The 25,342-nt window shown below is 67.5% G+C and carries 24 protein-coding genes and 2 pseudogenes; 12 read left to right on the top strand and 14 right to left on the bottom strand.

Annotated elements, in window-relative coordinates; translation table 11 throughout:
- Positions 1–614 precede the first annotated feature (614 nt).
- From rpsN to rpmB, 3 genes are read right to left on the bottom strand one after another with little or no spacing between them, the layout of a single operon-like run.
- Positions 615–920 carry a 30S ribosomal protein S14 gene (gene rpsN / locus AC1DZV_RS19570; protein ID WP_026266887.1) on the bottom strand — a complete coding sequence of 102 codons (306 nt, stop codon included), beginning with the start codon at positions 918–920 and terminating at the stop codon, positions 615–617.
- A gap of 4 nt (positions 921–924) precedes the next feature.
- A complete protein-coding gene (gene rpmG / locus AC1DZV_RS19565) occupies positions 925–1,092 on the bottom strand; it encodes a 50S ribosomal protein L33 (protein ID WP_003798558.1) in 168 nt (55 codons plus the stop codon).
- Positions 1,092–1,328, bottom strand: coding sequence for a 50S ribosomal protein L28 (gene rpmB / locus AC1DZV_RS19560; protein WP_011693744.1), 237 nt, complete (start codon positions 1,326–1,328; stop codon positions 1,092–1,094). Before rpmB ends, rpmG begins: the two co-directional genes overlap by 1 nt.
- A gap of 505 nt (positions 1,329–1,833) precedes the next feature.
- On the opposite strand from rpmB, the gene AC1DZV_RS19555 reads away from it, so the two are divergent.
- From AC1DZV_RS19555 to AC1DZV_RS19545, 3 genes are read left to right on the top strand one after another with little or no spacing between them, the layout of a single operon-like run.
- Positions 1,834–3,276: a ferredoxin reductase family protein gene (locus AC1DZV_RS19555; RefSeq protein ID WP_476952077.1), complete on the top strand. Its 1,443-nt coding sequence runs from the start codon at positions 1,834–1,836 to the stop codon at positions 3,274–3,276.
- Positions 3,273–3,788 carry an FMN-binding protein gene (locus AC1DZV_RS19550; RefSeq protein ID WP_476952078.1) on the top strand — a complete coding sequence of 172 codons (516 nt, stop codon included), beginning with the start codon at positions 3,273–3,275 and terminating at the stop codon, positions 3,786–3,788. Before AC1DZV_RS19555 ends, AC1DZV_RS19550 begins: the two co-directional genes overlap by 4 nt.
- Before the next feature lie 40 nt (positions 3,789–3,828).
- The gene (locus tag AC1DZV_RS19545; RefSeq protein WP_476952111.1) at positions 3,829–4,599 is read left to right on the top strand and encodes an FAD:protein FMN transferase; all 771 of its coding nucleotides are present in this window, start codon (positions 3,829–3,831) and stop codon (positions 4,597–4,599) included.
- Between the two features lie 9 nt (positions 4,600–4,608).
- Here AC1DZV_RS19545 and AC1DZV_RS19540 read toward each other — a convergent pair whose 3' ends face one another.
- Positions 4,609–5,370, bottom strand: a complete 762-nt coding sequence (locus tag AC1DZV_RS19540; protein WP_476952079.1) for an SGNH/GDSL hydrolase family protein — start codon at positions 5,368–5,370, stop codon at positions 4,609–4,611.
- An 82-nt stretch (positions 5,371–5,452) separates the two neighbouring features.
- Positions 5,453–5,932: a MarR family winged helix-turn-helix transcriptional regulator gene (locus AC1DZV_RS19535; protein WP_223915074.1), complete on the bottom strand. Its 480-nt coding sequence runs from the start codon at positions 5,930–5,932 to the stop codon at positions 5,453–5,455.
- 103 nt (positions 5,933–6,035) lie between these two features.
- Here AC1DZV_RS19535 and AC1DZV_RS19530 point away from each other — a divergent pair, with 103 nt between their 5' ends.
- Positions 6,036–6,323 (top strand): YciI family protein, encoded by a 288-nt coding sequence (locus AC1DZV_RS19530; RefSeq protein WP_018776102.1) that lies wholly within the window; start codon positions 6,036–6,038, stop codon positions 6,321–6,323.
- A gap of 10 nt (positions 6,324–6,333) precedes the next feature.
- Here the strand turns inward: AC1DZV_RS19530 and AC1DZV_RS19525 are convergent, their stop codons facing one another.
- The 5 genes and pseudogenes from AC1DZV_RS19525 to AC1DZV_RS19505 form a co-directional block, all read right to left on the bottom strand.
- Positions 6,334–7,188, bottom strand: a complete 855-nt coding sequence (locus AC1DZV_RS19525; protein WP_476952080.1) for an SGNH/GDSL hydrolase family protein — start codon at positions 7,186–7,188, stop codon at positions 6,334–6,336.
- A gap of 229 nt (positions 7,189–7,417) precedes the next feature.
- Positions 7,418–7,522: pseudogene (locus AC1DZV_RS19520) on the bottom strand (SIP domain-containing protein); the annotation flags it as partial.
- A gap of 16 nt (positions 7,523–7,538) precedes the next feature.
- On the bottom strand, positions 7,539–11,102 hold the full coding sequence (locus AC1DZV_RS19515) for an ATP-binding protein (RefSeq protein ID WP_476954398.1): 3,564 nt from the start codon (positions 11,100–11,102) through the stop codon (positions 7,539–7,541).
- Positions 11,103–11,345: 243 nt separating this feature from the next.
- A pseudogene (locus AC1DZV_RS19510) lies at positions 11,346–11,792 on the bottom strand (DUF4194 domain-containing protein); the annotation flags it as partial.
- Between the two features lie 224 nt (positions 11,793–12,016).
- The gene (locus AC1DZV_RS19505; protein ID WP_476952083.1) at positions 12,017–13,489 is read right to left on the bottom strand and encodes a DUF3375 family protein; all 1,473 of its coding nucleotides are present in this window, start codon (positions 13,487–13,489) and stop codon (positions 12,017–12,019) included.
- Positions 13,490–13,653: 164 nt separating this feature from the next.
- On the opposite strand from AC1DZV_RS19505, the gene AC1DZV_RS19500 reads away from it, so the two are divergent.
- The 4 genes from AC1DZV_RS19500 (at position 13,654) to AC1DZV_RS19485 (ending at position 17,576) form a co-directional block, all read left to right on the top strand.
- The gene (locus AC1DZV_RS19500; protein ID WP_476952084.1) at positions 13,654–14,034 is read left to right on the top strand and encodes a PepSY domain-containing protein; all 381 of its coding nucleotides are present in this window, start codon (positions 13,654–13,656) and stop codon (positions 14,032–14,034) included.
- A gap of 204 nt (positions 14,035–14,238) precedes the next feature.
- Positions 14,239–14,577, top strand: coding sequence for a hypothetical protein (locus AC1DZV_RS19495; RefSeq protein ID WP_476952085.1), 339 nt, complete (start codon positions 14,239–14,241; stop codon positions 14,575–14,577).
- 63 nt (positions 14,578–14,640) lie between these two features.
- On the top strand, positions 14,641–16,677 hold the full coding sequence (locus tag AC1DZV_RS19490; protein ID WP_476952086.1) for an acyl-CoA dehydrogenase family protein: 2,037 nt from the start codon (positions 14,641–14,643) through the stop codon (positions 16,675–16,677).
- A 116-nt stretch (positions 16,678–16,793) separates the two neighbouring features.
- Positions 16,794–17,576 carry a hypothetical protein gene (locus AC1DZV_RS19485; RefSeq protein WP_476952087.1) on the top strand — a complete coding sequence of 261 codons (783 nt, stop codon included), beginning with the start codon at positions 16,794–16,796 and terminating at the stop codon, positions 17,574–17,576.
- Between the two features lie 26 nt (positions 17,577–17,602).
- Here the strand turns inward: AC1DZV_RS19485 and AC1DZV_RS19480 are convergent, their stop codons facing one another.
- A complete protein-coding gene (locus tag AC1DZV_RS19480) occupies positions 17,603–18,019 on the bottom strand; it encodes a YchJ family protein (protein WP_476952112.1) in 417 nt (138 codons plus the stop codon).
- A 291-nt stretch (positions 18,020–18,310) separates the two neighbouring features.
- On the opposite strand from AC1DZV_RS19480, the gene AC1DZV_RS19475 reads away from it, so the two are divergent.
- From AC1DZV_RS19475 to AC1DZV_RS19460, 4 genes are all read left to right on the top strand, one after another.
- The gene (locus AC1DZV_RS19475; RefSeq protein ID WP_476952088.1) at positions 18,311–18,919 is read left to right on the top strand and encodes a hypothetical protein; all 609 of its coding nucleotides are present in this window, start codon (positions 18,311–18,313) and stop codon (positions 18,917–18,919) included.
- Positions 18,920–18,959: 40 nt separating this feature from the next.
- Positions 18,960–19,964 carry an aldo/keto reductase family protein gene (locus AC1DZV_RS19470; RefSeq protein WP_476952089.1) on the top strand — a complete coding sequence of 335 codons (1,005 nt, stop codon included), beginning with the start codon at positions 18,960–18,962 and terminating at the stop codon, positions 19,962–19,964.
- 3 nt (positions 19,965–19,967) lie between these two features.
- Positions 19,968–20,822, top strand: a complete 855-nt coding sequence (locus AC1DZV_RS19465) for an SDR family oxidoreductase (RefSeq protein WP_243178022.1) — start codon at positions 19,968–19,970, stop codon at positions 20,820–20,822.
- Between the two features lie 162 nt (positions 20,823–20,984).
- Complete coding sequence (locus AC1DZV_RS19460) at positions 20,985–22,106, top strand: sulfite oxidase (protein WP_476952090.1); 1,122 nt, start codon at positions 20,985–20,987, stop codon at positions 22,104–22,106.
- 23 nt (positions 22,107–22,129) lie between these two features.
- Here AC1DZV_RS19460 and AC1DZV_RS19455 read toward each other — a convergent pair whose 3' ends face one another.
- From AC1DZV_RS19455 to AC1DZV_RS19445, 3 genes are all read right to left on the bottom strand, one after another.
- Positions 22,130–23,011 carry a cytochrome c oxidase assembly protein gene (locus AC1DZV_RS19455; protein ID WP_476952091.1) on the bottom strand — a complete coding sequence of 294 codons (882 nt, stop codon included), beginning with the start codon at positions 23,009–23,011 and terminating at the stop codon, positions 22,130–22,132.
- 70 nt (positions 23,012–23,081) lie between these two features.
- Positions 23,082–23,546, bottom strand: a complete 465-nt coding sequence (locus AC1DZV_RS19450) for a ribose-5-phosphate isomerase (protein ID WP_476952113.1) — start codon at positions 23,544–23,546, stop codon at positions 23,082–23,084.
- A gap of 14 nt (positions 23,547–23,560) precedes the next feature.
- Positions 23,561–25,303, bottom strand: coding sequence for a dihydroxyacetone kinase family protein (locus AC1DZV_RS19445; protein WP_476952092.1), 1,743 nt, complete (start codon positions 25,301–25,303; stop codon positions 23,561–23,563).
- Positions 25,304–25,342: the final 39 nt, after the last annotated feature.

Genomic DNA, 25,342 nt, shown 5'->3' with positions numbered 1-25,342 from the left:
AATTTGAAACCAGCTAAAAACACCAGACCACACCACGGGGTGGCGGGCCCGGCAAATTCAACCAATTCAATACAATAAATTGGTATCAACAAACTTGGCACACTATTGAGTTCTCAAACAACAGACACACCCGGCACCACCACAACCAAACATTCAGTCAAGGATCGCTCCGGAGCAACTTTTCAAACTTACCCGAGTCCGGACCGCTTTGCAAATCAGCGTTTCCGCGACCCGCAAACCATCCAACCCGCCCCACCCGAACCCGGAGCGCACAAAACGCCGACCAGATCCGGTCTTGAAATTTAGGGGATTGGCCGCCTCCGGTTCCCAGCATTTCCGCTGGTCTCCCTCGCGGCGACTTAGAAAACAATACACCCACCACGCCCCCACCGCAACTCCACCCCCCACACCCACCCCACCACCCAAAAACCCCGCCACCACAACCCAAAACCACCCAACCAGGCCCGCCGGCGCCGTAAACCCGCACTGTGTGGTGCGTCACCGCGGCACGGAACAGTGGGGGGCGTGAACTGCCAAGGCCTTAAACGCGAGAAGGGCCGGCAACCAAATGGTTGCCGGCCCTTCTTCAAGCCACTGGCTTCAGGTGTACTGAATTACCAGGAAGACTTCGTGATGCCCGGGAGCTCACCGCGGTGAGCCATGTCGCGGAAGCGAACACGGGAGATGCCGAACTTCTGGAAGGTACCGCGCGGACGGCCATCGATGATGTCGCGGTTACGCAGACGTACCGGTGAGGCGTTGCGGGGCAGCTTCTGCAGGCCGAGGCGGGCAGCTTCGCGTACTTCGTCGGTTGAGTTGGGATCAACCAGAGCCTTCTTCAGTTCGAGGCGCTTTGCAGCGTAACGCTCGACGATGACTTTACGCTGTTCGTTCTTAGCGATCATTGACTTCTTAGCCATGTGTTTAGCGCTCCTCTCGGAATTCGACGTGCTGGCGGATTTTGGGGTCGTACTTCTTCAGGACCAGACGGTCCGGGTCGTTACGACGGTTCTTGCGCGTCACGTAGGTGTAGCCCGTGCCCGCGGTCGACTTCAGCTTGATGATCGGACGTACGTCCTTATCCTTTGCCATTAGAGCTTCACTCCTCGTGCCAGGATGGCGGCGACGACTACGTCAATGCCGCGTACGTCGATGGTCTTGATGCCACGCGCAGAGACCTGCAGGGTGACATTGCGGCGCAGGGACGGAACCCAGTAGCGCTTCTTCTGGATGTTCGGGTCGAACCGGCGCTTGTTGCGACGGTGCGAGTGCGAAATGCTGTGTCCAAAGCCCGGCTCGGCTCCGGTCACCTGGCAGTGTGCTGCCATGACGACTCTCCTCAAAAAATATATGAAACGGCTAACGGAGTTCCCGTTGACCGTGCGTTGGGCGGCGTCCGCATCCGGCTCCCTCCCCCAACCGTCGTTGTCCGCGGGATTCAGGCAGACGGCACAAACCGTCTGGTTCCTCACTGCGGCGAAGATTGTGGGCCACGGGCACCTGGCGCCGGCGGTCTGTTGGACCGTCATTGCGAAGTGCCGGGATGCTGGGCGAATACAGGAATGCGCGCAACTTGAGCCCCTAACTACCGGCCTCCAGGACCGTCGATTTTTCAGACGGGTCCTGCCAACCGGAGCAATTGCGCACGCTCCGCGCCACCTAGCGCCTACCAAGTCTACGAGTTCGGCGATTTAAAGACCAATCCGTCGCTGAATGGTGTATGGGGCAGTGCCCCACAGCCAGTGCAGGCGTGGGGCCGGTGCCGTCCCAGGTCATATGCCCGACGAAGGCTTTTCACAGGGAAATGAAAGGCAGCGGGGCAATTCTGGATCCATGAACACACAACTTCTGACGAACCGTCCCGGGATTCGCCGCAGCTCCGATGGCGCTGTGAACCCCTTCAGGGCGCAGTACCGCCGGCGGTTGCTAAGAGCGGATCTGCTGACGGTCCTTTTCTGGGCGTCGCTGGCCGGCGCGGCCGCCTTGTGGCTGGCCGACGGCGGAATGGCCGGCTTCTCGACTCCAGCCGGTTCCTTCACCGCGCTGGGGATTGTGGCCGGCCTCGCCGGCATGGACCTGGTGCTTCTCATGCTGCTGCTGGCGGCCCGAATCCCACTCATCGACCAGACAGTCGGCCACGACCGTGCCCTTGAGTTGCACCGCAAGCTGGGCAAACCGGCCCTGTATCTGCTGCTGGCGCACGGAGTCCTCATTGCGATCGGCTACGGCATGGCGGAAGGGCTGGACCCCGTCAGCGAGTCGGTTGCCCTCTGGGTCCTTGTGCCTGACATGTGGCTGGCCTACATTTCCGTGCTCCTGTTCATCGCCGTCGTCATCACCTCCCTGGTGGCCGTCCGACGTCGGTTCCCTTACGAATTCTGGTACGCCGTCCACCTCCTGACGTACGCGGCCGTCCTGACCTCGCTCCCCCACCAGTTCAGTGTGGGCGGTCTCTTTGCCGAGGGAACCTGGCAGCGCTGGTACTGGCTGGCCCTCTGCATCGCGACCGGCGCCGCACTCCTCTACTACCGGGTGGTCCAGCCTGTGGCGGCAACATTCAGGCACCAGTTGACCGTCAAGCGTGTGGTGCGGGTGGCCCCCGGAGTGGTCAGCATTGAAATGTCCGGCCTTCGACTGGACGAACTGGCGGGCAGTGGCGGCCGGTTCTTTATCTGGCGGTTCCTGGCTCCGGGCCTGTGGTGGCATCCGCATCCGTTCAGCCTGTCCGCCGAACCCGTCCACTTCGACGCCGCCGGCCAGGGCACGCTGAGGATCACTGTCCGCAACCTGGGCAAGGGGTCATCCCAGCTGGCGTCGCTGAAGCCCGGCACCAAAGTGGCAGTGGAGGGACCGTACGGACTGTTCAGCACGTCCGCGCGGAGCCGCAACCATATGGTCATGGTGGGAGCCGGAATTGGCATCACGCCGGTTCGTGCCCTGCTGGAGAGCACGCCATTCCAGCCCGGCAACGCCACTGTCATTCTCCGCGGCCACAGTGAATCCGAGCTCTACCTGGGCGAGGAGATCCTCGATCTCTGCCGGCGCCGCGGCGCCACGCTCTTCCACTTGACCGGCTCCCGCCCGGCCGGCATCCAGACCTGGCTTCCGGAGCACGCGGCCCGTGCCGGCCACCGGCTTGCCAGTTATGACCCGAAGATCGCCGACGCCGATGTGTATGTCTGCGGCCCCTCCGCCTGGGCACACAACGTGCTTGAAGACGCCCGCGCAGCTGGCGTCAGGGAAGACCAAATCCACTACGAAAGGTTCGACTGGTGAGAACCCGCGCAGCAGTTTCAGCCGCCCTGGCCTCCGCCGGCATCCTCATCGCCGGCTGGCAGTCCGGCGCCCATGTAGCCGATACCGGCAGCTCCGTCGCAAGCGCGGCGGCCGGGACCACGGGGGCCACGGGTTCGTCCGGCTCAAGCGGAACGTCCAGCTCCAGCGGGACGTCCGACTCAACAGCTTCGTCCGGCGCGTCGGGGGCGGGCACCACAGGGGCCTCGGCCAAGGCCGTAGGGACGTACCCTGGCTCGGTCGTCCAGACCCGCTTCGGCTCCGTCCAGGTGCAGATCACCGTGCAGGCCGGGAAGATCACCGACGTCACGGCGCTCCAGCTGACCGATGCTGAACGCAAGTCCGTGCAGATCAGCAACCGGGCGGCCCCGCTCCTGCGCGACGAGGTGCTCCAGGCCCAGTCCGCGGACGTGCAGACCATCAGTGGTGCCACGGTGACTTCCGATGCGTACTTGAACTCCCTGCAGGCGGCCCTCGATGCAGCCAACCTCTGAGCTGGGCGGCTCTGCCCTGCAGGCCAGGACGTTTGGCTCGATGGGCACCGTCATCAGCCTGACCGTTCCAGCGGGGGCCGTTCCGGGAACTGCGGGCGGGGAGGGCGGGCTCGACGCCGCAAGCGCCGCCGTCGAGCGCGTCTTTGCCGGGTTGGACGAAACGTTCAGCCTGTACCGTCCCGACTCCGAGGCTAGCCGGCTGGCGCGCGGGGAGCTTTCCCTGCGGGACTCATCCGCCGCGATGCGGGACCGCTACGCGGAGGCGCTCAGCTGGCGGCTCAGGACGGAGGGCGCGTTCTCCCCGGAACGGCCCGACGGCGTGCTGGACCTTTCGGGGCTTATCAAGGGCTACGCGATCGGGCAGGCCGGTGAGGCATTGCGCAGCCGCGGGATCACCGACTGGTGCCTGAATGCCGGCGGCGACGTACTGGTGATGGGCTCGCCCGTGCCGGGCAGCGGAACCGCGTGGGCGGCCGGCGTCGTTGACCCGATGGACCGCTCAGCGCTGCTTGCCGCCTACGAGCTGGGCGGGCCTGGCACCCGGTGCGCCCTTGCGACGTCGGGCTCGGCGGAGCGCGGTGACCACATCTGGGCTGCGGGAACCGGAAGCCGGGCAGCGGGCTCCTCCGGCGCCGGGTTCGCCCAGGTTTCCGTGGCCGCGACGGACATTGTCACCGCCGATGTGCTCGCGACGGCGATCGTGGCCGGCGGGACCGCGATGCTGCACCGGGCCACGGACGGTTGGGAGATCGACGTCCTCGCGGTCCGCCGCAACGGGGAGCTGCTCGCGACGCGTGGGTTCCGCGCCTAGGGTGCCGTTCTAGAGGTGGGTCAGCTGGCCGTACTTCGGCTCCAGGCCGTCGCCGGACGACTTGCCGGTGACGCGCCGGACAACCCACGGGCCGGCGAATTCGCGGACCCACCGGGCATTCGCTCGGAGGGCGTCCACCCGGCTCAGCTCGGGAACCGGCGTCATGGGCGGGACGTCAATCGAGTGCTCGTGTGCCAGCACCGTGAGGACGCGCTTGGCCATGTTCGCGTGGCCGGCGGCAGACATGTGCATCCGGTCTGTGGCCCACATGCCCCAGTCGTAGTACTCGCTGAAACGCCAGTAGTCGACCAGCAGGGCCCCGTGGTCCCCGGCGATGCCGCGAACCAGTTCGTTGTAGATGGCCGTACGGCCGCGCATGGTGCCGAAAATCTTGGAGCCCCGCGCGTCGAAGCCGGTGAACATCACCACGGTGGCGCCGGTGGCCGTGAGCTTGCGGATCCCGGCATCGTATTCGGCCAGCAGGTCATCGATGTCGACCTTGGGCCGGAGGATGTCGTTGGCGCCAGCGTAGATGCTGACCAGGGTGGGATCGAGGGCGACGGCGGCATCGACCTGTTCGGCCAGGATCTGGCGGAGTTTCCGGCCGCGGATGGCAAGATTCGCGTACCCGAAGCCGGGATCGGCGGCGCCAAGCCCCTCTGCCACCCGGTCCGCCCAGCCCCGGACGCCGTTGGGCCGGGTAGGGTCGTCGTCGCCGACGCCTTCCGTAAAAGAGTCTCCAAGGGCTACATAGCGGGACGTGAAATCCATGGATCCAGTCTGCCAGCAGTTGCCGTGAGCAACAAAGACGGGGATGTCCGACGTCGGACTGCGGCGCCTTCGGCTGTCGCGCTTAGATGTCGCGCAGGATCCAGTGGTCGTCGTCGAGTCGGGCCACGATCTTTTCGCCGATCCGGGCCAGGTCCGCGACGTCCTCGGGGCTCAGGGCGTCGAGGAACAGTGAGCGGACCGCCTCAACATGCCCCGGGGCGAGTTTCACAATCGTCTGCATCCCGGCATCGGTCAGGTGGGCCGTGGTCACGCGGGCGTCGCCGGGGTGCGGCCTGCGCTCCAGCCAGCCGCGGTTCTGCAGCTTGGTGACCACATGCGAGAGCCGGGACAGGGAGGCGCTGGTGCGCGCGGCGAGCTCACTCATGGGCAGGAAGCGCCCTTCGGCCTCGGAAAGCATCGCCAGCACGTTGTAGTCGAACAGGGAAAGCTTGCCCGCGGCGTGGAGCTGGGTGTCCAGGGCGGCCGGCAGCATGGTGTTGATGCTGAGCTGGGCAAGCCAGGCCCGGCGTTCGTCGGCGTTGAGCCAGCGGGGTTCGGTCATGGCTACATTCTAGGAGACTGGAAGCTTGACGATTCAACTTCAGCCGAGGCAATTCCGGAAAACTTCCCGCCTGTCCGTGGCCAGCTACCGGTAGGCTGGCCGCATGTACGTAGTCTCCCTGACATACAAAGTCCCCGAGGACATTGTGGAGTTCCATCTTCCGGCGCACGTGACGTGGCTGCAGGCAGCCTTCGACGACGGCGTCTTCATGGTCGCGGGGCGCAAAATCCCCCGCACCGGCGGTCTGTTGCTCTCGAACGCGGACCGGGCCAGCCTTGACGCCGCACTGGCCAAGGACCCGTTCTACGTCAATGGTGTGGCTGAATTCGAGGTCATGGAATTCCACGCCAACAGGGTGGCTCCGGGCTACGAAAACCTGCTGGACAGCTGAGTCCCGGCGGCTACCCGGCGCCGGACTGGCCGATGGCGCGCTGGTCGTGCAGCAGTTTCTTCAGGCCGCCCTTGCGCGGGACCCGCACGGGTTCGGGCCAGCGCGGCCGGAGCTGATCGCCGAGGGTTACGCCCCGGAGCTTCCGCCCGAACAATGGCAATACCCAGTCGCGGACCCAGCGGCGCTGCCGGCGTTCCCACTCCCGCAGGCCCGGTTTCACGGGCGGTTCCCATTCCCTGGGTTTGATCTTGTGCGGCACGCCGAGGTGGTCCAGGACCTGTGAGGCGAGGTATTTGTGGCCTGCCTTGGACATATGCAGCCGGTCCGAATCCCACATCCGCGGGTCATGGAAGGCGTCGAAGCACCAGTAGTCCACCAGCACCGCGCCGTAGCGGCCGGCGATCTCGCGGACGCGCCGGTTATAGAAGGCGTTACGTTTCTTCAGCGGCTCCAGCAGCGCGGAGACCTTGACGTCGAAGCCGGTGAAGAGCACCAGCGTTGCCCCCGTGTCTGCGAGCGCAGCCACCAGGGACTCGTAGTCCCGCATGAGGGCCCCGATGTCCGTGCCGAAATCCAGGATGTCGTTGCCGCCCGCGTAGAGCGTGACGAGGGTCGGCTCCATGGCCACTGCGGGACCGAGCTGTTCGCCGGCTATGTGGCGCAGCCGTTTGCTGCGGATGGCCAAATTGGCGTACTCCCACCCCGGCTGCGCCTTGGCCAGCTTCTCCGCAACCCGGTCTGCCCAGCCCCGCACGCCATTGGGGAAGCGGGAATCGTAGTCCCCCACACCCTCGGTGAAGGAATCCCCCAAGGCAACAAAGACCCGCCGCCCGCCTCGATCCGGAAGCAAAGGAACTGAACCCATCCGTCCAAACTAACCCCCGCAAAAAGCTGCCAGGGAAAGGGAGAGTTAACCCAAGGTGACCGGCCCCGCGTCGCAACTGACGAGTCTCGTTTATGACAGGTGGGACGCACCGAAGGTGACCCACCCCCAAGACCGCACAAAGCAGCGGTTGCGGCCGCAAGTCGGGCAGGACCTGCGGGAGCGTCGGGGCGAGAACCGCAGGACCTGCGGGAGCGTCGCTTGGTGCCCGGGCTTTCCCCTGCCGCCAGTACCCCCTGAACGCGACCTGGTTCCGGTCGATCCCCACGTCTCGCACAAGGTACCGGCGCAGCTCCTTGACGGTGCCCGCGTCGCCCTGGAATGGAGCGCGGTCAGCGCAGGACGATGTCCACGGGGTTCGCCTCGGAGCGCCAGGTGCCCTCCGTGCCCGGACGTGCGGCAATCACCGGAGCCGTCAGGACGCCGGAACGGTTGGTGCGCTTGTCCCGGAGGATCTCCGTCACCGAGCCGAGGTGCCGGGAGAGGTCGATGACGTTCTCCGGCGCGGCCAGCAGGAGCTGGAAGCCGAACTCATGCAGCGCCTTGATGCCCGCGCCGGCGAATTCCTCCGAGGCGAGCACGAACGCCTCGTCCATCATGACAGTGCCGTACGTGGTGAACCCCTGCTCGGCGATGCCCAGCTGGTAGCTCAGCGCCGCCGCCATGATGAACGCGGTGAAGCGCTGCCGCTCGCCACCGGACATGGAGCCGGTGTCCGCGTGCATGTAGACCTCGGTCTTCTTCGCGCCCTTCGCCGCCCCCTTGGCACCGGCGCCCTTGGAACCGGCACCCTGGACTTCGCGGTGTTCCTTGCACTGGATGAACAGGTGGCCGCGGACGTCCAGCACTTCGGCCCGCCAGCGGCGGTCCTCTGGGGTCTGCGAGCCGAGCCGCTTCACGAGCGTTTCGAGTGACTTATAGCGGGTGGTGAGCTCGGCGTCGTCGTCCCTCTCCGCCCCGGACGCAGCGGCGGACGTTGCAGCGGACGTTGCAGCGGACGTAGCAGCGGACGCTGCAGTAACGGTCTTGCCGGGCCGGGTGTGCCGGACCTTGAGCGCGTTCTGGATGGCGTCCTTGAACTGCTTCGCCGTCGCCGGCAGCGTCTGCTTGATGTCGAGTTCCAGGAAGCTGCCCTCGTGGAAGTTGACCTCGGACAGGATCCCGTTCAGCGGCAGGATGCGGCTCGTGATGGCGCGGCGCTCCTCGTCGAGCAGGTGCAGCAGGGTGGAAAAGGATTCGTGCGTCCGCTGGTTGAAGAACTGCCGGAACTCGGCCTCCTGGGCGGGCAGCCCGTCGCTGACAATCGCGTGGTAGCGGGATTCGAACTCCCCCGCGGCGCCGATCGAGGTGCCGTGGTCCGCGGAAATCGCCGTGCCCCACTCCCGGACGAAGCCCTCGAAAATGCGGGTGAGGCGCTCCGAGGTGGCCTGCCCGCGGGACTCGGCGACGTGCAGTTCGGCCAGGAGCCTGGTGCGGACCTGGTTGGCGAGGTTGTCTAGTTCGTGCATCTCCAGGACGTCACCGAAGCCGGTGAAGTACGGTTCCAGCGCGGCGACGCCGGCGTCCGACGGCGGTGCCTGCGCCAGCCGGGTGCGTGCGGCATCGAGCAGCGCACCAGCGGCGGTCATGCGCGCATCGAGGGCCTTGTACTCGCTTTGCAGCACGGCCGCGGATTCGGTGCTGGACTGGTGCTTGTGCCGCGCGGCTTCGATGCTGGCGCGAAGCGGTTCGAGGTCGGCCTGTGCGGCGAGGGCGTCCTTGAGGCGCTGCTCGATCCGGGCGAGCTCCTCGCCGGCCACGGCAGCCGAGACCTGTTCCCAGGGCCGGTGGTCCTCGGCCACCCGGCGCAAGGCTTCAAGCTGCCGGGTCATGCCCTGGTGCGACTCTTCCCGGCTTTGCGCCAGCTCGGCGGCTTTGGCCAGCTCCTGCTGCAGGTCCTCAACCTGGGCCGCCACCAGTTCGAGCTTGGCGGCATTGTCGAACCCGAGGACGTAGTCCTGGCGGGACGTGAAGCGGTCATCCTTTTCCACCGTGTGGCGGTTGCGCTTGACCACACCGCCCAGGCTCAGGCCCTTGTCCAGGCCGGCGAGCTCGTCCGGGTTTTCCACACACGGGTAGGCGAAGTCGAGGGCAATCCGTTCGCGGAGCCAGGCGCTGGACTGCGCAAGCGCCTGGGCGTGTGGCCCGGCGGGCAGCCCGGCATCGGTGAGGAAACTGAGCTTGGTCAGCAGGTCGCGATCGGCCACGTCCTCGACGGCCAGCGCACCGCCGGCCAGGGGCCGGGAGACGTCCACGGCACGCAGCGCTCCGCGCACGGAATGGTCGTTGAGGTAACGGGTGACTGCCGCGAAGTGCTCGCCCGGGACCAGCAGCGTAGTGGCCAGGCTCCGCAGCGCGCGCTCAGCAGCCGGGCGCCAGTGTTCCTGGCCTTCGGCAAGGTCGATCAGCTCGCCGCCGAAGGGCATCTGCTCCTCGGGCACGCCCGTGGCAGCGGCAATGGCGCTCCGGTTTTCAATGCTCGACGGCGGCAGCAACGATTTGCGCGTCTTCAGCGAGACGAGCTCCTGCTGGGCCGCGGCGAGTTCACGCTTCCGGGTGGCGTGGCCATCAAAGGCCTCAAAGCGCAGTTCCTTGAGCGCTTCGGAATCGTCCTGGAGCTCAGCCGAGCGTGCCGCGGCGTGCTCGTGGGCCTGATCCCAGCCGGCGGCCGACCACTGCAGTTCCAGCCCGGCGTCGGTCAGCGCCTTGCGGGTCGATGCCTCGACTTCCTGCCGGAGCTTGAGTCCCACCCGGGCGTTCTCCAGGGACTGCTCGATCGCGGAAATCGCGTTGCCGCCCTGGTTGTTGTACTCGCCCTCCAGCTGGCGCAGTTCCTTGGCGAAGCCGTCACGGACAGCGCGTTCGGCGGCCAGGCCCGTGGCCTTCGCCTGGGCCAGCTCCTTCAGCCGGGCCAGGGTCTTCTCGTGGATTGTGACCGCGAGCTGCTGCTTGTAGGCCTCGAATTCCTCACCTGTTAGGTCCCGCAGCCGGTTCGCGTCCAGGAGCGCCTGCGCGTATTCCTTGTTCAGCCCGGGGACGGGGGCCAGCTGGTCGCGCTGCTGCCGGACGTCCTCGAGGCGCTGCCGGATGGACATGAGGTTGCTGAATTCCTCGACGACGTCATCCGCCGCGGCCAGCGTGGCAGGGGCATCGAGGACCTGGTCGCGGAAGAAGGTGTTGACGCTGCCGCCGAGTCCCTTGCCGGCCTGGATGACGCGCAGCAGCGGAAGGGCCTGATCCGAGTTGATGCCGAGGAGACGGCGGAATCGTTCGGCGAAGGCCTTGTGGACGTCGAAGATCTGGGCGTCCGGGAAGATCGCGTCCAGCGCCGACTTGGTGAACCGCTTCTCCGCGATGCCCTCGATCGCCGCGAGGTCCAGCGGCTTGTTGTCGATCACGTAGTACCGGCCGACGCTGGATTCCGTGCCGTTCTTGGGCAGGTCGAAAAGCGCCGAAACCGTCACCCGCGTGCCGGCCGCGTTGTCGAACGTCAGCGCGACGGCGGACCAGGTCGCGCCGGGGCGCTGGAACGCACTCGCCGAGCCCTCCCCCACGGCCTTGTCGCCTACCTTGCCGCGCATGTACGTGAACGTGGTGCGCTTGTCCTCGACGGCGCCGCCTGCCCGCTGTGCCGCCGCTTCGTTGGAGCGGGGACGGGCGTCGAAGACCCGAAGCATGGCATCGAACAGCGTGGACTTTCCGACGCCCGAATTGCCGGTCAGCAGCGTGCCGTTGCGGTCCACGTGCATCGTGTGGGCGCCATGGAATGTGCCCCAGTTGACCACCTGGACCAGGGCCAGGCGCATCTGGCCGGGGTTGGTGAGCTCGCCCATCGGCAGCATGGTTGCGATGCTCACTTGTTGGTCTCCGTGTTCGTGGTTGCGTCGGGCGACGACGGTGGCGGCATCGGCGTCGTCGTCCGGGTCGTCCTCCGCGTTTGCCGAGGTGTCGGTGTCGAGCTCCAGGAGCGGCTCCGTTCCCGACTGGTCTGTGCTGGCTGCCACCAGGGCTTCGATTTGGGCCGGGATGTCGCCGATGTTTTCGAACGGCAGGGCCAGCGGGAGGGCGTTGGAGATGGTGTAGACCTCGTCCAGGCCCGTGGCGAGCAGGAGCTGACGGGCCAGGAGCTTGGTGATAGCGCGATTGACGACGTCGGCATCGCGCAGGGCGTCCTGCTGGCCGGTGGGCTGGTAGTGGGCGACGAGTTCGGCGATTTCCTCGCGCGTGATCGTCGGGTCCGTCTGGGCGGTGACGTGCCGGTCCAGGAGCAGGCGCAGGCGGAGCAGGACGATGGTCTCGACCCGACTCAGGGCACGCTGCTGGCGCAGGATACTGGACCGCGTACTGCCGCCGATCGCCTCGGGGTCAACCGGGCGCAGGACGGCGACCTTGCGCTCGTGGTCCAGTTGCAGCGTCAGGAAGAGTTCGGAGAGGCGGCTGCGCAGGATCAGCCGGTTGTCCAGGAGCGTGGTCCACAGTTTTTCGTCGCGGCCGCCGTCGATGTAGGGGCCTTTGAGCAGCTTCACGAGCGCCTGCCGCACCTTCATGGGCAGCACGCCGGTGTCGCCCGGGAAGAGCGCGGCGCCGTCGACGAACGTGTCCCGGGGGGTGACGGTGAAGGGGTCGCTGCGGACGTGGGCGCCATCGCTGTCCGCGGGCAAAGACTCGGGCGCGGACTGCAGGTCCGCCGCCGCGGTCTCGGTCACAGCCTCGGTCGCGGTCTCGGTCAGGGTCTCGGTCAGGGTCTCGGTCACAGTCTCTTCAGTCATGGTCAATCCTTCGCGAGCGTGACGACGGGCAGGTAAGCGGTGCGGGTGGTGCCGTCGATTTGTTCGAATTCGATGGGTCCCCAGGTCCCCCGGTCGAAGCCGGCGCCTTCATGGAGGGTCTGCGACAACAGGGCCCGGATGGAGTTGATGTGGCGTTCCTCTGCCGGCAGCTGCGCCCAGGCCTCGGTGAGGGTTGAGGCCCCCGCGAGCGCGGCGCGGATGGCCTCCGGCTTGGCCTTGGCGGTCCGGGGCGAGCGCGCCCGGTCCGAGTCGGAGAACGCGATGGGGTCGGCCAGCTTGGGTGGAGCCGCGAATTCGTCAGGGTCGAAGAGCTTGACCATGGCCAGGGACTCGAAACCGGCGCTGAACAGCACCGGGCCGCGGACAAGGCCGGGCCGTTCGCGCTCGTACGGCAGGGTGCGGATCGCCTGCTCAGCCTCGCGCAGGACCTTCCGGAGCCGGACCGACTGCCGGAAGTCGTCACTTTGGACGTAGGTGTTGAGGCTCTCGCTGAGCTTGCCGTAGATCCGCTGGATCTGGCTGTGCTGGGTGCGGAGTTCCGCCACAAGGTTCTTCAGCGTCTCGCGTTCATCGTGGCTGAGCTCGTCCGCGAACTGCCGGCTCAGGACTTCGCCGATCGCCGACCGGAACCTCAACTGCTGTTGCGGGTCCTCCAGGAACGCGGTGAAGGAGCGGAACGTCCGGCCTTCGGGGCTCTGCCGCAGCCGCTTGTCGGCCTCGAGCACCTGGGCCATGGTGGCGCCCTTGCTGAGCGATTCCTCGATGATCTGGTTGCGCAGCTCCCCCACGAGCTCTTCGATCCGGTCACGCATCTTCTTGTAGTCCGCGGGCAGGCTGGCCGCAAGATCGAGGATGTTGCCTGCCGCCTCCACGGCCTCGTCGTCGTCGAGCAGCCCGTCGAAATCGCCGGAGCTGATGTCTTCCATCAGCTGGCGGCGCTCGTCGATCTCCTCTTCGAGGGATTCAATGCGTGCGCTCTGGTCCGGATTGGTCTCGTTGGCGAGCTTCTCGACGTCGCCCAGCAGTGTGCCGAGCCGGGAGCCGTTCAGCGTGGACCGCTCACTGGAGAGGCTGTCCAGGAAAGCCAGGACGCGGGCAGCAGGCTCCGTGACTTCGTAAACGATCTGGCCCGACTGGTTCCGGCGGGTCAGGAAGTTCTTGCGGGTCCATTCGTCCGCGTATTTCTTTCCGGAAAGTGTGCCGTTGGCCGAGCCGCCGTGCTGCTCTCCCGTGCCGGGGGCCTGCCGACGAAGCTGCTCGAGGAAGGCGTCGACGTCGGCGTGGAACTGTTCCAGCGGCAGCTGCGCGCGCGTGCGGGTGAAGGAAGCCTGTAGCACGGCGATCACCCAAGGCGCCGAACGCGTCAGCGCCCAGGCAGGTCCCTTGGTAAGGAGCTCAAGGTCCCGGAGCCGGGTGCTGATGGCGTCGGCTGATGACACGGCGGAACGGGACACGCGCTCTCCTTCGGCTGCCAGGGGATGGATTGGGGTGGCGTTGCGGGGCAGCGGATTCGAAAAACTGCCAGCTACAAGGTTAACGCAGGGCCCCGTCCGCATTTATCGTTGTCTGCTCCCCTATGTCGGCGCACACTGGAATGACCAGCCGAAGGGAGACGATCATGCGCAAGAGAATGATCTGGATCACCGGGGCGGCCTCTGCAGCGGTGGTGCTGGGGGGAGCGTCAATTGCGGTCGGGGCCACCCAGGCCAGGGATGTCTGGTCCGGAAGTGCGGGCACCCTCACCGCCAGGATCGGGAACTTTGAGATCGGTGACGATTCCGATGGACCGGCGCTCAGTGACGCCGACCGTGCCATGGCAACCCAGGCCGCGTTGGCGAAGGTGGGCCAGGGCAGCGTCACCGAAGTGGAGCGGGATGACGACTCCGGCGCGGCCTACGAGGTCGAGGTACGCCTCAACGACGGGTCCCAGGTCGAAGTCGCCCTCGGCGCGGACTTCCAGGTCATGAGCCAGAGCGCCCCTGAACACGACGAAGACTGACACCGGGCAGCCTCCCGGCACTGACAAGAGGTGCGACCCCCGCGATCGGTGAGGGGGCCGCAACACCGCCGTGACCTACGCCCCGGTAGCATTTCGATCCCGTATCAAGAGGCCGCCAATGTCCAAAGGACCCTAGTTCAGCACGCCCACGGCACCCTACGCTCGGGCTACTGGTTCAACCGGAGCAATGGTGCAGGGGGAAGAATGCAGTTCGACCTAAGCGCAGTGGAAACCGGCACGATGGTGGTCATTGGAACCCTCGTGTTTGCCGTGATGATCGGCGCCTTCATGATGATGTCCGCGTTCGCGGCCATGGTTTTGGTCGGTGTCGGCCGGCTCGCCTGGTACCTCGTGGCCGGCGCGCTGGTGGGCCTGGTCCACGGCATCAACCACGGTTGGGACCGGCTGGTCCACCACGCCTCAACGGTGGAGATGCCCGCCGATTTCCAGGTCGACTTCGGCACGGACTTCCGGTCCGACTTTCCGGGCCAGGCCTCCCCTGGCACAGGCACTTACCCGCGAGTAGTATTGCGGGACAGCTGAAGGGTCCTCCACCCGCGGCGGATCCAGGGCTCAAGCCGGTCACCCGGTTAGAGGAGATGCCCCGTGAGCTCCGCCATCGAAGACCCCGCCACCACACCCGGTACTCCAGCGTCAGATTCTCCAACATCAGGCATTCCAATTCCGGCGGCCGCCGGGGCCCCTGAGCACGTCGGCCCCGACGCGACGGCCGCCGACGCCCGCGCCATTGCCGAGGCCGCCCGCGAAACCAGCTGGACCCAGCCCAGCTTCGCGAAGGGCCTCTACCTTGGCAGCTTCGATTTGTCGCTGATTCACCCGTGGCCCGAGGCTCCCGCCGACGACGTCGAACGCGGCGAGGCGTTCATGGCCCGGCTGGCCGCCTACTGCCGCACGATGTCCGGGCGCACCATCGAACGCGACGACCGGATCCCGGACGACTATCTCAAGGGGCTCGCGGAGCTCGGTGTGTTCGGAATGAAGATTCCCCGCGAATACGGCGGTCTGGGCCTCACGCTCGTGTATTACGGCCGCGCCCTGGCCCTGCTGGGCTCGGTGCACCCAAGCCTCGGCGCCCTGCTCTCCGCGCACCAGTCGATCGGCGTCCCGGAGCCCGTCAAGGTCTTTGGCACTCCGGCCCAGAAGCGTGAATACCTGCCCCGCTGCGCCGCCGGCGCCGTCACCGCTTTCCTGCTCACCGAGCCCGACGTCGGCAGCGACCCCGCCCGGATGGGCAGCACTGCCGTCCTCTCCGGCGACGGCGAGTCGTACCTCCTGGACGGCGTCAAGCTCTGGACCACCAACGGTGTTATCGCCGAGCTCGTCGTGGTCATGGCCCTCGTGCCGCCGCACACCGATGCGGACGGGACCGCCCACAAAGGCGGCATCAGCGCGTTCGTGGTCGAAATGGACACCCCCGGCATTACCGTGGAAAACCGCAACACCTTCATGGGGCTCCGCGGGATCGAAAACGGGGTCACCCGCTTCCACCAGGTCAGGGTCCCGGCCGCCAACCGGCTGGGCCGGGAAGGCCAGGGCCTGAAGATCGCCCTCACCACGCTGAACACGGGCCGGCTCTCCATCCCCGCGCTGTGCGTCGCCACCGGCCGGTGGAGCCTGAAGATCGCCCGCGAATGGTCCGACGCCCGCACCCAGTGGGGCCGGCCGATCGGCCAGCATGAGGCAGTGGGCAAGAAAATCGCCTTCATCGCCGCCAGCGCCTTCGCCCTGGACGCCGTGTTTGAACTCTCCGCGGAAATGGCCGACGCCGGGCAGAAAGACATCCGGATCGAGGCGGCCCTGGCCAAGCTGTGGTCCACGGAGATCAGCTGCCTCATCGCGGACGAGCTCGTGCAGATCCGCGGCGGCCGGGGCTTTGAAACGGCGGACTCCCTCGAAGCCCGCGGCGAGCGCGCCGTCGCCGCGGAACAGCAGCTCCGCGACATGAGAATCAACCGGATCTTCGAGGGATCCTCGGAAATCATGAGGCTGCTGATCGCCCGTGAAGCCGTGGACGCGCACCTGGCGGCCGCGGGAGACCTCGCCTCGGAGGACGCCCGCCTCTCCGACAAGGCGAAGGCCGCCGTCGGAGCCTCCGGCTTCTACGCGAAGTGGCTGCCCAAACTCGTGGCCGGCGCCGGCATGGACCCGCGCTCCTACAGCGACTTCGGCCGGCTCGCGAAACAGCTGCGCTACGTGGAGCGTTCCTCCCGGCGCCTGGCCCGGCAGACCTTCTACGGGATGGGCCGGTGGCAGGCCAAACTTGAGCACAAGCAGGCGTTCCTGGGCCGGATCGTGGACATCGGTGCGGAGCTGTTTGCCATGGCCGCCTGCTGTTCGCGCGCCGAGATGCTGCTGCGGACGCAGCCGGAACGCGGCGCTTCCGCGTACGAACTCGCCGAGGCGTACTGCGAACAGGCCCGCGTTCGCGTCGACGAATATTTCGACCGGCTGTGGCGGAACACCGACGACGCCGACCATGCCCTGGCCCGCAAGACACTGGCCGGGGACTACACCTGGCTGGAGGCCGGGATCCTCGACCAGTCCGAAGGGACCGGTCCGTGGATCGCGGACGCCAGCCGGCGTGCCTCCGTCCGGGAGGACTTGCACCGCAAGTACCGCTGACGGGCCGCCGCCACGGATAGTAAGCATCCTTGCTAACCGGATTCCGCCGTGGTTAGGTTGACGCCAGACCGGCACCTCCAGGGTGCCCGGTCATTCAGCGAAAGTGAGCAGCCCTCATGAGCAGCACCGCAGGCCCCGACGACAAGACAACACGCCACGCCGCGCAGGACGACGCCACAACCCGTCCGGTGACAGCAGTCCGCCACGACGACCCCGTCCGCGACGCACCGGTCCGCGAAACTGTTCACGACACCGTCGTGGACGAGATCCCCACGCGCGAGACGGTCGTGGCCCGCGAGAAGGAAGAGTTCGGCGGCATCAAAGTCGGCTCGGCATTCTTCGGCTGGCTGACGGCCACGGGCACGGCCGTGCTGCTCACCGCGCTGGTCGCTGCCGGCGGTACCGCCGTCGGACTGGCCACCAACACCGATGTGAATGACGCCGTCGACCAGGCCTCCAGCAACCAGACGGTCGGGCTGACAGGCATCATCGTGCTGCTCGTGATCCTCCTGGGCGCCTACTACTGCGGCGGATACGTCGCCGGGCGGATGGCCCGCTTCAACGGCGCCAGGCAGGGCTTCATGGTCTGGATCTGGGCCCTGATCGCCGCGATCGTCGTCGCCGTGCTGGGCCTGGTCGCCGGGCAGCGCTTCAACATCCTGGCCAGCCTGAACAGCTTCCCGCGGATCCCGATCAACGAGGGCGAATTGAACACCCTGAGCATCATCGCGGCGATCGTCGTGGCCGCGGTGGCTTTGGTGGGCGCAGTGCTGGGCGGCCTCGCGGGAATGCGTTTCCACCGCAGGGTGGACCGGGCCGGCTTCAGCCCGGCAGCAACGGTTGAGAACCAGACCGTCAGGGACAACTCAGCCGGAGACAACTCAGCCGGGCGCCCCTAGCCGCAACGGCGTCAGCCCCGGAAGGCTCAGCCGGCAACGACGCCATCTACGTAGTACCAGCGCCGGTCCACCCGCACAAAGCGGCTGCTTTCGCGGTGCAAGCCCCGTTCGCCCTCGTGCCGGTAGTGTGCCGCGAATTCCACCGTGCCTTCGCTGTCAAGCGGGCCGCCGCGGCTGGTGGAGAGGATGTCCAGGCGTCGCCACTGCATGCCGGAGTCAAACTCCAGCTCAGCGGGCCGAGTGTCCGGGTGCCAGGTCCGGAGCAGGTACCCCGCGTCCCGGACCACGAAGGCGCTGTACCGGGAGCGCATGAGCTGCTCCGCCGTTGGCGCCTCGGCGTCCCCGCGATGGAACCGGCCGCAGCAGTGCACATACGCCTCGCCCGACAGGCACGGGCAGTTCCCCTCATACGACGCGGAATATGCCGCTTCCGGAATACTCACGGACCGGTCCGTGCCGGATGCTCCGGCGGGCTCGGAATCGGCTGCTGCGGCGTGCGTCACAAGATGTCCTTCCGGCGGGCCGGACGACGCCGGCGAGGCTGTCTCCGACTATAGACGCCCGGCCGGCGGGGCCCGTGCCCCGCCCCGCGGATAACGGCTTTGACACATATTCGCCACGACTGCCGCGGGCGGCACGGGGCCAGCGAAAAGTACGTATTGTTAAGGGGGCTCCTGCCCGCCGCGTGCTTGCGGCAGGGACCACGCTGAAGCAGGCCGGCAAGGAGAGGTGACATGGAAGATCCAACGACCATTGCGCTGAACCTGACTTTTTTCGGGACCCTCGGCGTGGCGTTCTTCATGTTCCTCGGCCTCTTCCTGGTCTTCGCCGCCACCCTCGTGCTCGCAGGGATCGGCCGGCTGGCGGCAGTCGTTGTCCTGGCCGTCGCCGGGCTCGTCCGCGGAACCCCGGTATCACGGGAAAATGGGGCTGCGGAAGAGCCGGCGCCGCACCGGCCGGCCAAGGCCGTGAAGCCCGCACGCCCCGCCCGGAATGCAGCCAAAAAGGAACCCGCGCTGTCCCCGGGGTGGGCGGCCGCCGTGGCCCGGGCAGATGCCCGCGCCGCCGCGAGGGCCAGGGCCGAGGCCGGACCCGCCGTCCGGGTCACCGTCCGGGACCTGCCCGACCCCCTGGCACCGGCACAGGACATCACGGAAGTCTCTGCCCTCGTGCAGTCGGCCACAGACACCAATGGAACACTTGGCGCCGTCCCGCGGGCGTTCAAAAAGCCGCCCATGCCCGCAGCGAAGTCCCTGCTGGACACCGGATCGCTCGTGGCGCTGCGTGGCACTCCGCCGGCCGGGAAGGCCAAACAGCCGGTCCAGGAACGCAAGGCCGGCTGAGCCCTTACCCCGGGCAGGCAAGTCCGCTACGTTGGAACCCATGGAATTCAGATACCTCGGAAACAGCGGCTTCAAGATTTCAGAAATCACGTTTGGCAACTGGCTGACCCATGGCTCCCAAGTGGAGAACGACGTCGCCACCCAGTGCGTCCGGGCCGCGCTCGACGCCGGTATCAGCACCTTCGACACGGCCGACGTGTACGCCAACACAGCGGCGGAGACGGTCCTCGGAGCAGCCTTGAAGGACGAGCGCCGCGAATCGCTGGAAATCTTCACGAAGGTCTTCGGCCCCACCGGGCCCAAGGGCCACAACGATCTTGGCCTGTCCCGCAAGCACATCATGGAATCCATCAACGGCTCCCTCACCCGGCTGCAGACCGACTACGTGGACCTCTACCAGGCCCACCGCTACGACTACGAGACGCCGCTGGAAGAGACCATGCAGGCCTTCGCGGACATCGTGCGGCAGGGCAAGGCCCTGTACATCGGGGTCAGCGAGTGGACGGCCAACCAGATCCGCGACGGCCATGCCCTCGCCAAGGAACTGGGCTTCCAACTGATCTCCAACCAGCCTCAGTACTCCATGCTGTGGAGGGTGATCGAGGCCGAGGTGATTCCGGCGTCGGAAGAACTGGGCCTGTCCCAGATTGTCTGGTCCCCGATTGCCCAGGGCGTGCTGAGCGGCAAGTACCACCCCGGCAAGCCTGCCCCTGAGGGCAGCCGCGCCACGGACTCCAAGGGCGGCTCGCGGATGATCGAGCGCTGGATGTCCGACGAGGTCCTCACCGGCGTCCAGCAGCTCAAGCCGATCGCGGAGGAGGCCGGGCTGACCATGGCGCAGCTCAGCATCGCCTGGGTGCTGCAGAACAAGAACGTGGCCTCCGCGATCATGGGCGCGTCCCGGCCGGAGCAGATCGAGAAGAACGTCGCGGCAGCCGGCGTGAAGCTGGACGCGGTGATCATGGACAAGATCGACGCCGTCATCGGCTCACTGGCCGAACGCGACCCCGCGCAGACCAAGTCGCCCGCCTCCCGCGAGGCCTAGGCCATGACCAACGCTCCCGAGCTTGCCGTCACCGGGTCCACCGGCCAGCTGGGCGCCCTGGTGGCCAGGCAGCTGTCCCAGGCCGGCAGCCAGCAACGGCTCCTGGTGCGGGACGCTGCCCGGGCACCTGAGCTCGAAGGCGCCGTCCCCTTCGTCACCACCTACGCCGAGCCGGAGCGGACGAAGACGGCGCTTTCCGGGGCGAAAACGTTGTTCATGGTCTCCGCAGCCGAGGCCGAGGACCGGCTGCAGCAGCACTATGCCTTCGTCGATGCCGCGGCCGCAGCGGGCGTCCAGCACATCGTGTACACCTCGTTCTTCGGCGCGGCGCCGGACTCCACGTTCACGCTGGGCCGGGACCACTTCGCGACGGAGGAGCGCATCAAGGCCTCCGGCATGGACTACACGTTCCTGCGGGACAACTTCTACCTGGACTTCCTGCCGCTGCTGGCCGGCGAGGACGGCGTGATCCGCGGCCCCGCCGGAGACGGCGTCATGGCTGCCGTGGCGCGGTCAGACATTGCCCGATCGGCCGTCACCGTGCTGCGGGACCCGTCCCTGCATGTGGGACGGACCTATGACCTGACCGGCCCGGAAGACATCTCGCTGGCCCGCGCCGCCGAACTCCTGACCGCCGGAACCGACCGGGCCATCACCTTCCACAACGAGACCCTGGCGGAGGCCTACGGGTCCCGCGCCTCCTACGGCGCCCCGCCATGGCAGGTGGACGCCTGGGTGAGCACCTACACGGCCATCGCCGCCGGCGAACTCGCCGGTCCGACGTCGGCGGTGCATGAGCTGACGGGCCGGGAACCGCTGAGCCTGGCGCAGTTCCTGGCCGAGGCGCACACGCTGTAGCCCCTGGACCGGAAGGGGCGGGACCGGTGCGTCCCGGTGTTGACGGTTTCCGGGCTGCGGCGTAGACCTGAGACCAGGTGATACCTACTAAACCGGCGGGTCCTTCACAGGACCGGGACCGGGCTGGTCCGGAAAGAATCGCGGCATGCCATGCCAAAGCAAATGTCCAGACACTCTTCTGTCCTGAAAAGTCCGCGCCGGCAGGCCGGACAACCCCGGGCGCATCCCGGCGAACCGAGCCACGGCCCGCTGACGGCGGAGGAACTCCAGCTCGCCGTGCGGAACCATTCCATGCCGCTCGAGGCCCTGCGGAGCGACACCACACCGCCCGGACTGCACTACGTGCTCACGCACTTCGACATCCCGTTCATCGACGCCGAGCACTGGCATCTGTGGATCGGCGGCGCCGTGCAGCGGTCCTTCGAACTGAGCCTGCGGGCGTTGCTCCGGGCACCGAGCATCACCCTCCCGGTCACCTTGGAGTGCGCCGGCAACGGCCGGTCCCTCCTGCGGCCCCGCCCGCTGAGCCAGCCGTGGGTACTCGAGGGCGTGGGGACCGCCGTGTGGACCGGTGTCCCGCTCGCCTACCTGCTGACGCGGGCCGGAGTGGAGGACGACGCCGTGGAGGTGCTCTTCACCGGGGCCGACGCCGGCAGCCAGGGCGGCGTCGCCCAGCAGTTCGCGCGCAGCCTGCCGATCGAGGAGGCCCTGCGTCCCGACGTCGTGCTCGCCTACCGGATGAACGGCGCGGACCTGCCGCCGCAGCACGGCTATCCGCTGCGGCTTGTGGTGCCGGGCTGGTACGGCATGGCGAGCGTGAAGTGGCTGACCTCGATCAAGGTTCTGACCAAGCCCTATGACGGTTTCCAGCAGGCGGTGGCGTACCGCTACCAGCAGGATGCCGAGGATCCCGGAATCCCGGTCACCTGGATCAAGGTCCGCTCGCTCATGATGCCCCCGGGTGTCCCGGATTTCTTCACCCGGAGCCGGATCCTGCCCCCGGGACCGGTGATGCTCACCGGCCGGGCCTGGTCCGGGCAGGGCGCCGTGCAGCGCGTCGACGTCGGGATCGACGGAAAGTGGGCCGCGGCCCATCTGGAGCCCCCGGCTGCGCCGTTCGCGTGGTGTGCGTGGTCGATGCCGTGGGTGGCCGATCCGGGCGAACACGAGCTCTCCTGCCGTGCCACGGATGCCAGTGGCGCGGTCCAGCCGCTGGAACCGGAATGGAACTACCAGGGCATGGGTAACAATGTGGTGCAGCGGATCAAGGTCAGCGTGGCATAGCGCCCCACCCGGGGCGCGGGGACTTAGCGGCCGCGCCGCAGGTGCTCCGCATTCAGTTCCTCGAGCTGGGAATCCGTGAGCTCGTCAAAGCCGCGGGCCTCGCGTTTGTCGCTGCGGGAGAGGCGGATGAACATCAGGATGATCAGGGGCAAGTCGACAATTTCGCAGATGAACCACAGGACGTCCCCCGCCAGCTGCTGGTCACGCAGGGCGTTGGGGAACCAGCCCAGCGCAGACGGCGTCGATGCGACGTGATCCAGCACCTGGCCGTTGAGGCGCAGCAGGATCCCGGGCACGGCATCGACCAGCAACTCGATGAAAACAAACACGAACTCCATGATGAAGAACGCGCTGGAGCGGCGGAAGTCCGCGTCCTCGATGATCGGCAGGGCCATCATCATGCCAAGCAGCGGGACCCCGACCGTCAGGAGCGCCTCGGCCCAAGCGGCTGTGCGGAGGGTGTAGAACGCCGGAGTCAGGAAAGTGGAGAAGAGGGCAAGGCCCAGGAGCGGGGCGGCCATGGAGTTGCCGGCCAACCGCACCGCACTGTGGGCGAGCGCCCTGTTCAGCCGGCCGACGCCGCGCGGCGGCAGGGCCGCACGGGCGAGGGAGATGGGTTTTCCCAGGCCGATCAGCAGCGGCACCACGAAGAGCAGCAGGGAAATCTTGAGCGTGAAGGCCCACCGGAGCTGCGCGCTGTAGACGCCAGGGAACCCGCACGTCAGCACTGTCAGGGACCCAAGGCCCAGAAGATAGAACGCCAGCGTCCGCCACACGGGATGGCGGTGCCCGCGCGCCGCCGCGGCCCTCAGGCCCAGCGCATACAGCAACGCCGAGCCGCCGATCAGGGCGGCGGCGGCCCAGTCGATCTGCCAGGCGGTGAGGACTACATCAAGGGGCGGCACGGGCCCATGATAGATACCATTTCTTGGAAGACGCCGGGCCCGTGCCTGGCCGGGCGGCCCGGGGCAGGCCTCAGCATCCCTCGTAGCCGGTCAGCACCTTGACCTTGTCCGCCGAGGCGGACGAGGGATCGAAGGTGTAGCCGATCCACTCCCGCGCGAGCCGCCGTGCCAGTTCCAGTCCCACCACGCGCTGGCCCATCGTGAGGACCTGGCAGTCGTTGGAGAGTACGGACCGCTCCACGCTAAAGGAGTCATGGGCGGTCGCGGCCCGGATGCCGTCCACCTTGTTGGCGGCAATGGCGACCCCGATCCCCGTGCCGCAGAACAGGATGGCCCGGTCCGCCTGCCCGTCCCGGATCAATTCGCCCGCGGCGATGCCCACGTACGGGTAGGGCTTGGCGAACTCCTCCGGGGCGTCGCCGCGGTTGACGCCGATATCGATGACCTCGGCCACCCGCGCGTCCGTCCGGAGGTCCGCCAGGATCTGGTCTTTGTAGTCCACTCCGGCTTCGTCCGCACCCACAATGAGCCGGATCCCTGCTCCCGGGCTCACGGGCGTGCCCCTGCAGCCTGCCGCACACCGGCAAGGTGCGGACCGAACACAGTGAACACCATCGCCAGGGACGTGGCTCCGGGGTCGGGTGTGCCCACGCTCTTTTCCGCCAGGGGCCGCGCCCGGCCCTTCAGCGGGCGCAGGGCCGCGGTGGCCTGGGCCGCGGAGGCAGCCTCCCGCGCAGCTTCCGCCCACCCGGCATCCGCCCCGGCCCCTGCGCTGGTGAGCCGGCTGAAGGTCTCGGCAAACGGGACCAGCGCGTCCACCATGGTCTTGTCGCCGACGTCGGCCTTGCCGAGCTCGGTGATCCGGGCGGCAAAGGCTGCCACCGCTGCCGCAAGTTCGGTTGCACTGGGTGCGTGGTGGTTGCCGAGCGCCTCGCCAAAGGCCCGCAGGCCGGCGCCCCACAGCACCCCGGAGGTGCCGCCGGCGTTGTCCGCCCACGCATCGCCGGCGGCGCCCAGGGCGGCCCCGGCACCGGCACCGCGGGACGCAGCGCCTGCCGCAGCGGCACTTGCTGCATCAATCCCGCGGACCATGCCCCGGCCGTGGTCTCCGTCACCGGCAATGGCATCGAGGTCGCCAAGGAACTTCTCGGCGTCGTGGATGGCCTCGCGGGCTGCCGCCAGGGCGGCAACGCACTGCTGTGCATAGTCGCGTGAAGCTTCTGCCGCGGCGAAGGCTTCCGGCGCCTCGGTGTCCTCGGCCGGGGTCGTCTCGTCCGCCTCGCCGCCGGGGAGCGCGGCATTCCCGCGCCGGTAGGCGGGGGTCTCGGCGGGAGCGGTCCAGAGCGGCTCGAGTTCGTCATCGAGCCACGTCACGGTCAGGGACACACCGGCCATATCCAGGCTTGTGACCAGTTCGCCGACTTCCGGCATCACCAGTGTGTAGCCGGCGGCGCGAAGCAGCGGTGCGACGCTGAGCCAGAGGACGAAGAGTTCTTCGTGCTTAGTGGAACCGAGTCCATTGAGAATGACGGCGATGCGGTCTCCCGCACCATGCGGCGTCTCGGCCAGCAGCCGGGACACGAACTCCTGGCCCAGCTCCTTCGCGGGCGTCAGATCCGTGTCGAACAGGCCGGGTTCGCCGTGAATGCCCAGGCCGAGGCCCATCTGCCGGTCCTCGAGGGTGAACAGCGGCGCCTCGGCGCCGGGGAAGGTGCAGCCGTGGAAGGCACTGCCGATGGTGCGGGTCAGGTCGTTGGCCTTCCGGCCCAGGCGCACCACCTCGGCGAGGTCGGCGCCGGCTTCGGCGGCCGCGCCCATGATCTTGAAGACCGTGAAATCACCGGCAATGCCGCGCCGTTTTTCCGACTCCGACGGCGGCGCGCTGGCGACGTCGTCGGTAACCAGGACGTTCTCCACTTCGATCCCCTCGGCGGCGAGCCGTTCGCTGGCCATGCCGAAGTTCATGACGTCGCCCGCGTAATTGCCATAGGTGAAGACCACCCCGGCCCCGGAATCCGCTGCCTTGGCCACGGAGTACGCCTGCTGGGCCGACGGCGAAGTAAAGATATTCCCGACGACGGCGCCGTCGGCCAGTCCAGCGCCGATCAGCCCGGCGAAGGCCGGGTAGTGCCCCGAGCCGCCGCCGGCCAGCACGGCCACCTTCGGTTGGCGGGGCCGGTGCCGGCGGACGGCGCCGCCGGGCACCTGGCGCACCAGGTTCGCATGGACGTCGCAGAAGCCGGCGAGGGCTTCCTCGGCGAAATCGGACGGGTTGTTAAATATTCTGGTCATCGTGGGCTCTTTCAGCTGCTCGCGGTCTTCTCAACGGCG

The organism is Arthrobacter sp. P1_D12, from assembly GCF_056406175.1.
This window is presented reverse-complemented; position numbering and strand designations above follow the sequence as displayed.